The sequence below is a fragment of the Streptococcus sp. HMSC067H01 genome (assembly GCF_001814775.1).
In the GTDB taxonomy this organism is placed as follows: Bacteria; Bacillota; Bacilli; order Lactobacillales; family Streptococcaceae; genus Streptococcus.
Genome location: NZ_KV817789.1, coordinates 33495 through 48382, shown reverse-complemented (window position 1 = coordinate 48382; position 14888 = coordinate 33495). Strand labels below are relative to the sequence as shown.

Here is a 14888-nt window from a genome sequence, read left to right as displayed (position 1 = left end):
CATGCTTAGCAGCCTCTACTGCATTGACGCCACCCTCAAATTCTGGGATTTCTACGACTGGGGCTGGCTCGTCGCCTGCTGTCCCGATCGCTTCTGTGTATTCTGGCAACTCATGCTTGGCAGCTTCAGCAGCATTGACGCCACCCTCAAATTCTGGAACTTCTACGACTGGAGCTGGCTCGTCACCTTTGCTAGTAGTAATGACAGGTTTGACCTTAACTTCAACAATTCGATCTTGCGCCTCAGTCGTATCTGTATGAACAGTTGTACGGTTAGATCCTAGAACCTCAACATAATCAACTCTTTCACCGTTCTTACCTTCTGAGATTACACGACGTTCATCTTGAGCTAAATCATTATTTTCACGGATGATTTCTTTAAATAGAATTGGAGTCTTCACAACTTCTAGACTTGGTCGTTCGAGAACAGGACTTTGGTCGCCTTCTTCAGGAACTATACGGTGACTAGACTTGAAGTGAATACGATATTCCTTGACAAGACTACCATCCTTAGCAAGAAGACGGACAAGAGTAGGAAGGTTATCCTGACTAGACTCAACAACCGTTGTCACACCGTGACCACTTGCTTGAGCAGTCACCTGTGGTTTAGTGCCATTTAAGTTCACTGTATAATCTGAAACCGCAGGATCAAAATTTTCCAATGCTTTTCCAGCAACCGAAATAGTCACTGAAGGAGTTTCCACATCGTTTGCTTTAGCAGGAGAGTAAGCACTAAATTCGACCATTGCTAGACCATTAGTTGTAGATTTACGAGTCATGCGTGCTCGAATAGCTGTTGTCTGAATTGGATCAAAGGTAAATTCGATTGGCTTACCAGCCACGATTTCTCCAGATGCCTTATAAGGAATTTCTTGCCAGTTTTCTGCCTTGTTAAATGGATGATCCGCATTTTCTTCATAACGAGAAATAGTGCTTGGTTCTGTATAGGCAGGCCCAACATATCTTTCTAATACCATTTTTGCTGGTGCGTCTGTTCCACTGTCTTTGAAGAATTGAATGGCTACTTTTCCAACAGACTGAGGTGTAATCTGACCATTCTTCTTAAAGAGAATTCCCACAGATGTTTCTTGGTCTTTCGGAGTACGAGACCAGTTAGTCCAACGTCCATCTTCGTTAAAATGACCATCGTTGATATAGAAAATCTTATCCCGAGAAGCTGCTTGTGTATCATTTGTAGTAGACGCAAAGGCTTTAGAATCTGTCGCATTATTGCTTGCATTTTCTGAGATAACTTGATTACCTTTTGTAACAACTGTTACTTGCATCTTGGTTGTTAAGTCTGTTCCTAGAACATGACCAAGGACTTCAAAACTACCTTCTTGTGCAGTCGCATGTTCTGGCACTGCATCCCATTGGACAGCAAGGTTAGCCTTAACCCAGCCAGCTTGTGATGGATAGTAGACTGTTACTTCGGCAGGCAATTGAAGTTGATCGCCAACATTCAAGGTCTGGGCACTATTTTCCGCAGCTACTGGTTGTGTTGACTCTTTTTCGTCATCACGGAAGATACGATATTCTTTAAGAACAGTTCCATCCTCAGCTTTCAAAATAAGACGTGTCGCACCTTTTTCACTTGTTGCAGGAACAACCGTTACCAAACCGTTGTTGCTGGCTGTGGCAGTGATTTCCTTGCTTGCTTGAGGAATATAATAATCTGTCTTAGATGGATTGAAATGCTCAAGCTTCTTGCCATCTACTTGGATAGAAATTTCTGAGCTGGTAGCACTTGGAACCTTACTTCCTAAAATAGTGATTTCTGTCAAACCAACACCAGCAGTTCCATCTGCTTTCTTCATACGCATACGAACAGCATAAGTTTCAACCTTATCAAATGTAAAGTGGTTTGTTTGACCTGCAGATAATTGTCCTGGAGCTTTGAGATGTTCAACTTCTTTCCAGTTGGCAGCATTGTTGAATGGATGGTTGGTATCACGCTGAGCATTATTGACATCATTTGGAAGATCTGGAACTTCTTGACCGACATAGTATTCAATAACATATTCTTTTGGAAGTCCGATTGCCCCGTCTGTATAGAAATCAACTGATAGATTGTCGACAAAGCGCTTGGTCAAATCACCAGAGTTACCAAACAAGATAGATGCCCAGTCATTATCAGTATTTGTTCTCCAAGTTGTCCATCTGTTCTTGACATCTGTAGTAGCTCTTGAAACTGTCAAATCGTTCAAGGTACTTGCCGAATCATCACCACCCGTATTGGACACGATAGCCGCTGGCAATTGGGAACCCGTCCATTGTTTAGAGATGTTATTTCCAGCAACAACTTGACTAGAAACACGAATATGAGCCTTGGTAGTCAGATGGCTACCCACTAATTGACCCTTGATTTCATAGATACCTTCAGTCTGACTAAAGTTTTCAGGAACCTTATCCCAAACGACATCTTTATATACAGTTGTTCCATTTGAATGATAAGCACGAACGGTTGCTGGCAATTGAACCGTTTCACCCTTAGGTAGAGTTAAACTGATTTCTTCTGCAACCTGCAAACCTTCAACAGTCACGTTGGCAAGAGCTTCAATGTCTGTGCCTTCTACATGACCTTTAAGGGTAAAGCTATGATAGTAGCTCAGATCTTTTGCATCTACCTTGTCCCAAGTTACAGCTACCTTACGAGGCAAGCCTTTATCAAATTCTGCTCCGATTTGATCAGGTAAATTCGGTTGCTGATTGATATCTGTAGAGATAATTACAGGATGAAGTTTGACAATTTTCTTGTCTACTGTATTTTCTTTGATGACCAGTTCAGTTGCTACAGACTGAGTCTTATCAGTTTGATTGTCAATACGAGGAGTGAGGGTTACACTACCTTTCTTGTAAAGAAGCAAATTCTGACCATTCACCTCAAGATGAGCACCATCAGCTGACTTAGCTTCCAAATGGATATCTGACGCTGAAAATTCACTCTGTGAACCATCTTCGTAATGTCCAATGACATGATAAGGGAGAACTTGGTCTTCTGTTGCATTTTCTTTACCTTCTACACTTACTTCCAAGCGTGTCAAGGCAGGAGCTTCTTTCACAAATTGAATCAAATATGTTTGAACCAAATCGCCCTTCTGGTCACTCAAGAACACAGAAGCCTGATAATCATTAGCTGCCGAAGCCTGTTGAACTGTTACCTGATAGCCAGTAGTTTGTGCACCAACACTTGGGATTTCAGCAGTATAAGGAAGGGATACTCGGTAGTAGGTCTTCCCAGACTCAAAGTTTTCAAGAGTCTTATCTCCAACTGTGAGACCTGTAACAGTACTTTCTGTTTCCTGATCACTTGCGATAAAGGTTGCCGTAACCTCGTAGTCATTGCCTTCCAATTTACCAGTTGCTTCAGTACGTCCACCTTCTTTTGTCAAGGCAGATGGATCTTTCAAGGTCCAAGAAACGACATTCGCATCAACCAAGTTACCATCTGACAAAATAGCCGTTACAGTTTTATCCAAATCTTCTGCTGCTGTTCCCACTGGGACTGTTGCTACTTTTAGCAACCACTTATCAAGCGCAACTACCTTGACAAGGGCTTCAGCCTTGGCTTCGAGTCCTTCCACACTACCAAGGACTTTTTTCTCACCAGCACTTGAAAGGAGATCTTCTGGGATGTCCCAAGTCACAGTTTTTTCTTCGACACTACCATCGCTATAAATAACTGTCACAGTCTCTGGCAATTTAGGATTTTCGCTGACATCAGTTCTTGCCTTCACAGGGGCAAAAGCGACAAAATGGCGATTTTCTTTCTTGCCTGAAACGGTTGTGACTGTTGCCTGATCTGAAGCCAAGCCTGCAGAATCCGCATAAAGAGTGAATTTACCTTCTTTTTCAGTAGATTTTACAATGACAACACCTTTACCATTGAAGGCTTTTCTTTGCCATGTACCATCTTTCTGAGCCTTATAACGTTCACGGCTAGCTTGTTCCCCATTGTCCACACCAACGATTTGCCCTTGCCCATGAAGATTGAAATGAACAAGATTATTAGCAGTTGGCACAACATTACCGTCTTCATCAACGATTTCATAATGGATATAAGACAAATCCTTACCATCTGCAGTGATGACATGCTCTTCCTTGGTGAGACGAACTCTGGCTGGCTCCCCTGCTGTTGTCACACTATCACGCGCAATCTCTTTACCATTTTCATCACGAGCAATAGCAGTTAAGGTACCTGGTTTATAGTCAACCAACCACTCAAGATACAATTCACTTGGCTTAGCTCCCTCGTGATAAGGGCGCCCATCTTCAGTTGTTTTCTTAACAAATTCTTTCTTACCGAGGGACTCATTGTTCAAGAACAATTCTACGCTAGCGGCATTTGAGAAGGTCCGAACTGGAACCTTACCATTGACCAGCATATTACGTTCCTTGAGCGTTTCTTCAGTCCAATTCCAGTGAGGCATGATACGAACAGTTGGTTTTTCTTCGGCACTATACCATTCACTACGATAGAGATAGAAATCATTCTTAGGCAATCCTGCCGTATCAATAATACCAAAGTAAGAGCTTTTTACTGGTGTGTTATCTTGGTTATGCCATGGTGTTGGTTCACCGATATAGTCGAAACCAGTCCAGATGAACTGACCTGCATAGCCAGCACGATCACGGTCAAAAGTCCAAGATTCAGTAGCTGTTCTACCCCAGGCTACACGGTCATTCCCATAGTCTGACTGTTCATAATGACGATTTGGACGATTGTCGTGCCAGAGTAAATGAGCAGGATCAAAATAAGAATCTCGAGTTCGAGTCGCTGAAGAGGTTTCAGAACCATAAATCAACCAGTCTGGATGCGCTTTACGAACTGCATCATAATTACGCTCACCGTAGTTCATACCAACAGCATCCATGATTGCTGCTAATTCTAAGAACAAGCCTGTAGATCTACTACTGAATTTGTTTTCACCCATGGTCACATAGCGTTCTGTATCGATAGCTTTGATGACAGCTTTCAAACGCTTGGCTATTTCTAGTGAACGAGCTCCACCATCAGCCTCATCAACCTCATTACCGAGTGACCACATGATGATTGAAGGATTATTTTTATCTCGTTCAACCATGGTTCTAAGATCAAAATCAGACCATTTTTCACCCTTCTTGGCTTCTGGGTGAGTTGCATCTTGGTCAAAGAAACGTCCATAGTCATAAGTTTTCTTGCCACGATACCAAGTATCAAAGGCTTCTTCTTGGACCAAAAGTCCTAGACTTGCCGCAGCATCTAGCAACTGTGGACTTGCTGGATTGTGGGTTGTACGGATAGAGTTAACTCCCATATCTTTTAGGAGTTTTAATTTACGGTAGGTTGCCTTATAGTTTTCTTCTGCCCCCAAGGCACCGTTATCATGGTGAATACTAACTCCATGGAATTTCATTCTCTCACCATTCAGTGAGAAACCTTCTTTAGCTGTCCAGTTGAAATAACGATAACCAAAAGTATCTTCTGTTACATCAACTAGCTGCCCTTCATTATAAACCTTGGTTTTTAGAACATAGAGTTGAGGATTATAACTTTTGGTTGTCCAGAGAGTTGGTTTATTAACCAAGATCGTTTGTTTAAAGTCTGCTGTCTCATTTCCTGATAGACTCTTAGTTACAGAACGAACCAAATCTGAGACAGCCTTACCTTCCTTAGTAAAAATCTGTTGCTCCACAAATACCTTGGCTAAAGTCTTGGCAGTATTTTTGATCTTGCTTTGAATTTGTGTTTCAACATTGCCATCTTTTTGTTCAGCCAATTTTGGAGTTGTAATATGATTTCCATTTTCAGCCACTTGCACCTTGTCACGATAGCTCAGAGTCACATCACGATAGATCCCACTTCCTGAGTACCAACGACTACTTGGTTGTTTATTGGTAACTTGGACCGCAATGGTATTTTCACTGCCATCTTTATTTAAAAATTCAGTGATGTCATATGAAAAATGATTGTAACCACTTGGATAGTGACCTACAAATTTGCCATTTACATAAACCTTAGAGTCCATGTAAACTCCATCAAAATTAATACGAACGTCCTTGTCCTTGGCAGCTTCATCAACCGTGAAGGTCTTACGATACCAGGCAGTACCACCGTTTAATTGACCACCTTCATTACGAGCAGGAGACTTATGATCAAAATCAAAATAAATACTCCAGTCGTGAGGAAGATTCAACTTAGACCAGTCATGAACATCCACATCTTTCTTAGAAAAATCACCCTGAGTGTTTAGTTTAAAATACCAGTCTTTGTTGAAATTTTGTTTTCTTTCCTGTAAAAGTTGGCCTTCTTTTTCTTTCTCCTTTGTCACTTGAGGTAAGTCAGTTGCAGAAGCCTTTTCTTCCTTATCTTTGTTAGTAGTTGAAGAATCTTTCAGATCAACCTGGTCCGCATGATCCTTCAAAGCTACAGCTTTTTCAGGAGATTCTTTTGGACTCGTCGGAACATTTTCACCTACTCTTGTTTCAGTTTTTTCTAGAACTTCAACTTTGGGAGTTAAAACTTCTGATTCTTTTTCCACAGTAGTTGGTTTTGACGCTTCAGCTTTGTCCGCTAGCTCTGTTTCGGTTGAACTAACTTCCCCAGCATTTGCTTCTGTATGATCAATAGCTGAAGCTAGGTCTTCCGAAAGCTTATCTATAGGTTCAACTTGGTGGATTGACGCATCAGTAGAAACAGAACTTTCTGTCTCCGCAGCTTGCGCTACCTGAAGACCAAATATACTAGCTCCAATCATGACAGATGCCGCACCAATGGCGAATTTACGAATACTAAAATGACAACGTTTTTCAAAAAATCTCTTATCCATTAAATCCTATTTTCCTTTCTTATATATTTAGTAAGCGATTACATTATTTACTAAAAAATAAACCTCCTCCCAGAACGCCAACTAAATTTTTAGATATAAATATTGTTAACCTTAATATATCAAAATAGTAGAGAATTTTCAATAATTTGTAGAAGTTTTACTGTAATTTTATTAAAATAAGTGCAAGAAAAAACAAGTTCATTTTTTAGAACTTGTTTCTTCACTATATAAAATCAATGCTTGTATTATCTATCCAAGCTACGCAATGCAGCTTGATAAGTTTGCTCCATTAGCATAGTAATGGTCATAGGCCCAACTCCACCAGGTACAGGCGTGATATGACTAGCGATTGGCGCAACAGCCTCATAGTCAACATCTCCACAGAGCTTGCCATTTTCATCTCGGTTCATCCCCACATCAATGACAACAGCCCCAGGTTTGACAAAGTCAGCAGTCACAAACTTAGCACGGCCAATTGCTACGACAAGAATATCGGCCTTAGAAGCTACCTTAGCAAGGTTATGAGTCCGTGAGTGGGTCAAGGTTACAGTTGCATTCTTAGCCAACAGTAACTGGGCCATTGGTTTCCCAACAATATTTGAACGACCAATGACAACTGCATTTTTACCTTCTAAGTCAATCCCATACTCATGAAACATTTCCATAATCCCGGCAGGTGTTGAAGGGATCATAACTGGGTGACCAGACCAAAGACGTCCCATGTTGAGCGGATGAAAACCATCCACATCCTTCTCAGGGGCAATAGCCAATAAAACAGCTTCTTCATCGATGTGTTTTGGTAAAGGCAATTGAACCAAAATCCCATGCCAAGCTGGATCTTGATTGTATTTGGCAATCAAATCCAACAATTCCTCTTGGGTAATTGTCTCAGGAACTCGCACAACTTCACTCTGGAAACCAGCCGCAATAGCTGAGCGTTCCTTATTTCGAACGTAAACCTGACTAGCAGGATTGTCCCCAACCAAAATCACCACCAAGCCAGGAACCAATCCTGTTTCTTCTTTCAATCTCGTAGTCTTTTCAGCCAACTGCCCTTGTAACTTAGCTGCTAGAGCCTTCCCATCGATAATCTGCGTCATGTTTCATCTCTTTTCTATCAAATATGTTCTATTATATCAAAAAATGGCTTATCACTCTAACACTTCTTGACTAAGAGACCTTATAGTCTGAAACTATAAGAAAAAGCTCAGTTGCAGGACTAGTCATTCTCTTACTGGAGGATAAAGGAACTCCACAGAATAAAGATATTATTTTTTGATTCTGCATCGAAAATAATGTACAATATAAGTAAAGGAAGTCTTACAAAAAAGGAGGATAGACTTGTCAATCTTTCATAAATATATACTATTTTTTATATTTCTTATACTAGCACTATACTCTGATAAGCTTTTCAAAAAGAACCACCAAGTTTGGAAAATTATTTTCGCAGTATTAGGTATACTTACAAGCATTAGCTTCATGTTTTAACTAAAATAAAGTAGGAATCAGTTTTTTCTGATTCCTACTTTTTATTTATAACTTTAATCTAAACTGAGTAAAGAAGTTTTGCTATAACTTATCGAACTATCTACCTAAGAAAAAGTCGAAATGGATATAAATTTACAACTCTTACAAAACCTTACTCAAGAAATCCTTGGTTCTTTGTTCTTGGGTTTGTTCAAAGACTTGCTCTGGAGTTCCGTCTTCAACAACAACACCATCAGCCATAAAGATGACACGATCTGCCACCTCACGAGCAAAGCCCATTTCATGCGTTACGATAACCATGGTCATTCCTGACTGAGCAAGTTCTTGCATAACTGCTAGTACTTCTCCTACCATTTCTGGATCTAGAGCAGAAGTTGGTTCATCAAAGAGTAGGACATCTGGTTCCATGGCAAGACCACGAGCGATAGCGATCCGCTGTTGCTGACCACCTGACAAACTTTGTGGATAGGCATCTGCTTTATCTGGTAAACCAACCTTTTCCAAAAGCTCATGGGCTCTCTTCTCAGCAACTTCCTTACTTTCGCCTTTTGTCTTAATAGGAGAAAGCGTGATGTTTTCCATTACTGTCATATTTGGAAAGAGATTGAACTGTTGGAATACCATTCCCATCTTTTCACGCATGGCAAAGAGGTCGTTTTTCTTATCCGTAATGTCTACTCCTTCAAAGATAACCTTTCCTTTAGTAGCTTCTTCGAGGAGATTCATCGAACGAAGGAGGGTTGACTTCCCGCTACCTGACGGTCCGATAATGACCACTACCTCACCCTGTTTGATTTCTAGGTTAATGCCCTTGAGCACTTCATTTTTGCCAAAGTTTTTATGGAGGTCTTCAATTTTAATTAGCGTTTCTGTCATTATTTCTTATCTCCTTGTCCCATACGATTTTCAAAAGCCTTCAAAGCCATTGTCAAGATAGATGTCATAATTAAGTAGTAAAAGGCTGCAAATAAGAGTGGTGTTAAGGGCAGGTAAGTAGTTGTTGACACTGTAGTAGCTCCATTCCACAGCTCCATAACCCCAATAGCTGACAAGAGCGAGCTATCTTTGATAATGGTGATGAACTCATTCCCCAAGGCTGGTAAGATATTCTTGATTGCCTGTGGTAGAATGACATAGCGCATAGCATTTTTAGGGCGAATTCCTAGAGAATAGGCTGCTTCTAATTGCCCTTTTGGAACTGCATTAATCCCAGCTCGAACTGTCTCTGATACGTAGGCACCACTATTCATTGAAATGATGATAATCCCTGGAATTAACCGAGAAAGCTCAATCCCTAAAATCCCAAACTGAATCGTCGGTGCATCAATACTCATGAGTGCAAATGCAATCATAATCTGGACCATCATAGGTGTTCCACGGAAAATCCAGATATAAATATTGGCAATCCATGCTAGAGGTTTGATTTTTGAACGTTGAGCAAAGGCTAGGAGCACACCCAAAATTGTCCCAAAAAAGACAACCAAAACAGAAATCAAGACCGTTACGAGAGCACCATAATTAAAATATGGCAGATATTTAGGTAAAAAAGAAAAATTCATAAATCCACTACTTTCTAATTCTAACTTAAAACTTGTATGAGTATAACATGTTTTGAATAAAAATGCAATCTTTTTTCTTTTATTTTCAATAAAATTTCAAAGAAAACAGAAATAGCGAGAAATCTTAGTTTTTTCTAGTCAAGTGGATACTCTTTATGGTAAAATAGTAACGATAAGAAATGGAGGAGAATCAAAATGGAATCACATTTGGTTAGAATCATCAACCGCCTAGAAGCAATGACAAAAGATGGTGGTAACTTAAAACGTAACTTTGAGCGCGAGGGAGTTGTTGTAGCTGAAGTTGCTTTTAACCATGATGAAGAAAATGGCCCAATCTTTACACTTCGTGATGTTGAAGCTCGTGAAACATATACTTTTGACAGCATCGACTTGATTGCGATGGAAATTTACGAACTTCTATACTAATAATAGATATAAAGAGAGTGGGACAGAAATCGGTAATTCGTTAGAATTCGATTTCGTCGTCCCACCTCCGCACAGTTGAGTAGGGCTGTAAAAGCTGATGAAATCAGCGTATAAGAGCCCACTCAACCACTGCGTCTTGCTCGGCAATCCAAAGACAATTGAGAGGCTAGGACTTTTGTCCCAGCCTCTTCACTAACGAGAATCCTTTTTGTATTGCAAATAGGATTTTTTCTTATACTCAAGACTTAATTATATTTAAGCGAACTCAATGAAAATTCAAAAATTGGCTAGAAGTAGCTCTTAATTTTACTTTTAAATTAGAAAAAAACTGATGCGATCCGTAAAGAGACTAACTCAAGTGATGCTGACCTAGTTTATAAGATTTCAAAAAAATTAGCACTCTATTATCAAAAGTGCTAATACCTAATCTTTTTACTTGAATTGCCCAATAATCATGATATAATGAAACTATACAGTCATTTGACTATTTTTGACCTTTCAGATTTAGTCAGTGCTAAGAAAGAAATGAGGTGGCGGTATGCTCTGTCAAAACTGCAAAATCAATGACTCAACAATCCATCTTTATACCAATCTCAATGGTCAACAAAAGCAAATCGATCTCTGTCAAAATTGCTACAAAATTATCAAAACTGATCCTAACAATAGCTTATTTAAAGGAATTACAGATTTAAACAACCGTGATTTTGATCCCTTTGGAGACTTCTTCAACGATTTGAATAACTTTAGACCTTCTTCTAGCAATAATATTCCTCCAACCCAGTCAGGCGGCGGTTACGGAGGTAATGGTGGTTACGGCCCTCAAAATCGTGGGCCAGTTCAAACTCCTCCGCCTAGTCAAGAAAAAGGACTCTTGGAAGAATATGGTATCAATGTAACGGAGATTGCCCGTCGTGGAAATGTTGACCCTGTTATCGGTCGTGACGAGGAAATCATCCGCGTCATTGAAATTCTTAACCGTAGAACAAAAAACAATCCAGTCCTTATCGGAGAACCTGGTGTTGGTAAGACCGCTGTTGTTGAAGGCTTAGCTCAAAAAATTGTAGACGGTGATGTCCCTCATAAACTGCAAGGGAAAGAAGTTATTCGTTTAGATGTCGTTAGTCTTGTCCAAGGCACAGGTATTCGTGGTCAGTTTGAAGAACGTATGCAAAAACTCATGGAGGAAATTCGCAAACGCGATGATATCATCCTCTTCATTGACGAGATTCATGAGATTGTTGGAGCTGGTTCTGCAGGCGATGGCAATATGGATGCAGGAAATATCCTCAAACCAGCCCTAGCTCGTGGTGAACTCCAACTTGTTGGAGCTACTACTCTCAATGAATACCGCATCATCGAAAAAGATGCAGCCCTCGAGCGCCGTATGCAGCCTGTTAAGGTGGATGAACCGACAGTGGAAGAAACAATCACTATCCTCAAAGGTATTCAAAAGAAATACGAAGATTACCACCACGTTCATTATACCGATGCTGCAATCGAAGCTGCCGCTACTCTTTCTAACCGCTACATCCAAGATCGTTTCTTACCAGACAAGGCCATCGACCTTCTAGATGAAGCTGGTTCTAAAATGAATCTTACTCTAAACTTCGTCGACCCTAAGGTTATTGATCAACGCCTAATCGAAGCAGAAAATCTTAAAACTCAGGCAACTCGTGATGAAGACTTTGAAAGAGCGGCCTACTTCCGTGATCAGATTGCCAAGTATAAGGAAATGCAAAAGACCAAGGTAACCGACCAGGATACCCCAATCATCAGCGAAAAGACCATTGAACACATCATCGAACAAAAGACCAATATACCAGTTGGTGATCTCAAAGAAAAAGAACAATCTCAACTTATCAATTTAGCCAATGACCTTAAAGCCCATGTCATCGGCCAAGACGATGCTGTCGATAAAATCGCTAAAGCTATCCGTCGCAATCGTGTCGGTCTTGGTTCTCCAAATCGTCCGATCGGCAGCTTCCTCTTTGTCGGACCAACTGGGGTCGGAAAAACTGAGCTTTCCAAACAATTAGCTATCGAACTCTTTGGTTCTGCTGATAGTATGATTCGCTTTGACATGAGCGAATACATGGAAAAACACAGCGTCGCTAAACTCGTCGGTGCCCCTCCAGGCTATGTTGGCTACGATGAAGCTGGGCAACTGACTGAGAAAGTGCGTCGCAATCCTTATTCTCTCATTCTCTTAGACGAGGTAGAAAAAGCCCATCCAGACGTTATGCATATGTTTCTTCAAGTCTTGGATGATGGTCGCTTGACAGATGGTCAAGGTCGTACCGTTAGCTTCAAGGATGCCATCATTATCATGACTTCAAATGCAGGTACAGGTAAGGCAGAAGCCAGCGTTGGATTTGGTGCTGCTAGAGAAGGCCGTACCAACTCTGTTCTTGGGGAATTAGGCAACTTCTTTAGTCCAGAATTCATGAACCGTTTTGATGGTATCATTGAATTTAAAGCTCTCAGCAAGGAAAATCTCCTTCAAATCGTTGACCTCATGCTTGATGATGTCAATAAACGCCTTTCTAGCAATAACATCCACCTAGATGTTACAGATAAGGTCAAAGAAAAACTTGTAGACCTTGGCTATGATCCAAAAATGGGAGCTCGACCGCTCCGTCGTACAATCCAAGATTATATCGAAGATGCGATTACAGACTACTACCTTGAAAATCCTAGAGAGAAGGATTTCAAAGCGGTCATGACAAGCAATGGTAAGATTATCATAAAATCAAAAAATAAATTGGAAACAGTTGATTCAAATGACTAATTCCTTCATACTAAAAGAATGTTCTTACTTGACAGTAAGAGCATTCTTTAATATGATAGAAAGAAAGCGCAATCACGAAGGAGACATTTATGACAAATCCTACATTTGGAGAGAAAATCGAGGGCGTAACCTACAAGACTCGCTACGGTGTTTATGCAGTCATTCCTGATGCAAAACATGAAAAGATTATCCTCGTTCAAGCTCCAAATGGTGCTTGGTTCTTGCCAGGTGGCGAAATCGAAGAAGGTGAAGACCACTTTGAAGCTCTCAAACGAGAATTGATTGAAGAATTAGGCTTTACGGCTGAAATCGGTAGCTATTATGGTCAGGCTGACGAGTATTTTTATTCTAGCCATCGCGATACTCACTACTACAATCCAGCCTATCTCTACGAAGCAACTTCTTTCCAAGAAGTTCAAAAACCCTTGGAAGACTTCAATTATCTAGCCTGGTTCCCAATTGATGAAGCTATTGCTAACCTCAAACGTGGAAGTCATAAATGGGCTATCGAATCTTGGAAAAAACAACATCAAATTTAAGTTAACTTTCCCAATTTTTCCAAAAAGTGCTATAATAGACATAGAAACTCAGGAGGAAACCCTATGAAGCTCATCAACACTACTAATTCACACTCGCAACTTGTTAAAAGTCAGTTAGAAAGCACCGATGCAACACTTGTAGAGGTTTATTCTGCGGGTAATACAGATGTTATTTTCACCCAGGCACCGCTTCATTACGAAATCCTCATTTCAAATAAACATCGCGCTATCCGCGAAAAAGAGATGGAGAAAATCCAAGAATTTTTCTTAAATCGTAAGATTGACAAGCAAAATATCGATGAAGCTAATATCAAGACCCTCTACTCTGAAAAGCTGATTGAAATTTCAATCCCTACAAAATAAATCTTAGCCATATTAGACAGCACCCAATGAAGTTAGATATAAGAATCTAACTTCATTGGGTGCTTTTGTCTAGTCTTTTAGTCAAAAAATATAACATAGCTTTAAACCGATAGTTTTCTACTCATCACCAAAAAATTGGACATATTCCAAAAATCGTTCACATTCATGCGCCTGAAAGTTGTTTTCGTCGAAAAATAAAGGAACTTAAGCTATAATGGTTTTGGATAGACGATTAAGGAGCTTATAAATGGAAAAAATAATATATAGAAGAGCCAGGCTAGACGAATACCCAAAAATTGGAAAAGTAGTAGCCAATAGCTTTAGTGAGTATCCTTTTTTAACTCTAATTATAGATGACTTGAAGAAGCCTGACTACTATCCTGCTTTTTTAGAATTATTGGAAAGCCTTCTTACTCGCCTCTACATCAAAGAGGAAACTTGTTTAGTAGCTGAACGAGGTGGAGAAATATTAGCTGTCGCCTTATTACAACAAAATGATCTTTCTATCTTATCTTACTTGCTAAATGGAGTTATAAAACTGTTTCGTTACATTAGCCCTAGAAATTTTATGAAGTACCTTGATTTAGTAGATCGTTCCGAAGAACATTTGAAAAAATCTAATAGCTTTGACTGGTATTTGATGCTCCTTGCAGTCAATCCATCCGTTAAAGGACAAGGAGTGGGCAGTGCCTTTCTTAGAGATGCAGTTGAGCCTTATGTCAAATCCAAGGGTTGCAAGCGCTTAGGACTCATTACCAGTACAGAAAAAAATGTTTCATTCTACAAAAAGAACGAATATGTATTACTAGATTTCATGGAGTTAGAGTATGGGACTAAGTCCATTGGGAATTGGGCTTTTTTAAAGACTATCAATAAATAAAAGTAAAAGAGAGTGGGACAGAAATCGGTAATTCGTT

The 14888-nt window shown here is 40.0% G+C and carries 9 protein-coding genes; 5 read left to right on the top strand and 4 right to left on the bottom strand.

Going from position 1 to position 14888, the window contains the following annotated elements; all coding sequences use genetic code 11:
- From HMPREF2987_RS04845 to HMPREF2987_RS04830, 4 genes are all read right to left on the bottom strand, one after another.
- The coding region (locus HMPREF2987_RS04845; protein ID WP_075229566.1) for an SIALI-17 repeat-containing surface protein at positions 1-6808 on the bottom strand (6808 nt) is incomplete at its 3' end.
- Between the two features lie 245 nt (positions 6809-7053).
- The gene (locus HMPREF2987_RS04840) at positions 7054-7908 is read right to left on the bottom strand and encodes a bifunctional methylenetetrahydrofolate dehydrogenase/methenyltetrahydrofolate cyclohydrolase (RefSeq protein ID WP_075229565.1); all 855 of its coding nucleotides are present in this window, start codon (positions 7906-7908) and stop codon (positions 7054-7056) included.
- Between the two features lie 529 nt (positions 7909-8437).
- Complete coding sequence (locus tag HMPREF2987_RS04835) at positions 8438-9172, bottom strand: amino acid ABC transporter ATP-binding protein (protein WP_075229564.1); 735 nt, start codon at positions 9170-9172, stop codon at positions 8438-8440.
- The gene (locus HMPREF2987_RS04830) at positions 9172-9855 is read right to left on the bottom strand and encodes an amino acid ABC transporter permease (RefSeq protein ID WP_075229563.1); all 684 of its coding nucleotides are present in this window, start codon (positions 9853-9855) and stop codon (positions 9172-9174) included. Before HMPREF2987_RS04830 ends, HMPREF2987_RS04835 begins: the two co-directional genes overlap by 1 nt.
- A gap of 195 nt (positions 9856-10050) precedes the next feature.
- On the opposite strand from HMPREF2987_RS04830, the gene HMPREF2987_RS04825 reads away from it, so the two are divergent.
- The 5 genes from HMPREF2987_RS04825 to HMPREF2987_RS04805 all read left to right on the top strand — a co-directional run bounded on the left by HMPREF2987_RS04825 (position 10051) and on the right by HMPREF2987_RS04805 (position 14851).
- Positions 10051-10281: a DUF1797 family protein gene (locus tag HMPREF2987_RS04825; protein ID WP_000443576.1), complete on the top strand. Its 231-nt coding sequence runs from the start codon at positions 10051-10053 to the stop codon at positions 10279-10281.
- A gap of 538 nt (positions 10282-10819) precedes the next feature.
- Complete coding sequence (locus tag HMPREF2987_RS04820; RefSeq protein ID WP_075229562.1) at positions 10820-13069, top strand: ATP-dependent Clp protease ATP-binding subunit; 2250 nt, start codon at positions 10820-10822, stop codon at positions 13067-13069.
- Positions 13070-13158: 89 nt separating this feature from the next.
- Positions 13159-13608 (top strand): NUDIX hydrolase, encoded by a 450-nt coding sequence (locus HMPREF2987_RS04815; protein WP_075229561.1) that lies wholly within the window; start codon positions 13159-13161, stop codon positions 13606-13608.
- A gap of 63 nt (positions 13609-13671) precedes the next feature.
- Positions 13672-13971: a DUF1827 family protein gene (locus HMPREF2987_RS04810; protein WP_049528781.1), complete on the top strand. Its 300-nt coding sequence runs from the start codon at positions 13672-13674 to the stop codon at positions 13969-13971.
- 247 nt (positions 13972-14218) lie between these two features.
- Positions 14219-14851 (top strand): GNAT family N-acetyltransferase, encoded by a 633-nt coding sequence (locus HMPREF2987_RS04805; protein WP_075229560.1) that lies wholly within the window; start codon positions 14219-14221, stop codon positions 14849-14851.
- Positions 14852-14888: the final 37 nt, after the last annotated feature.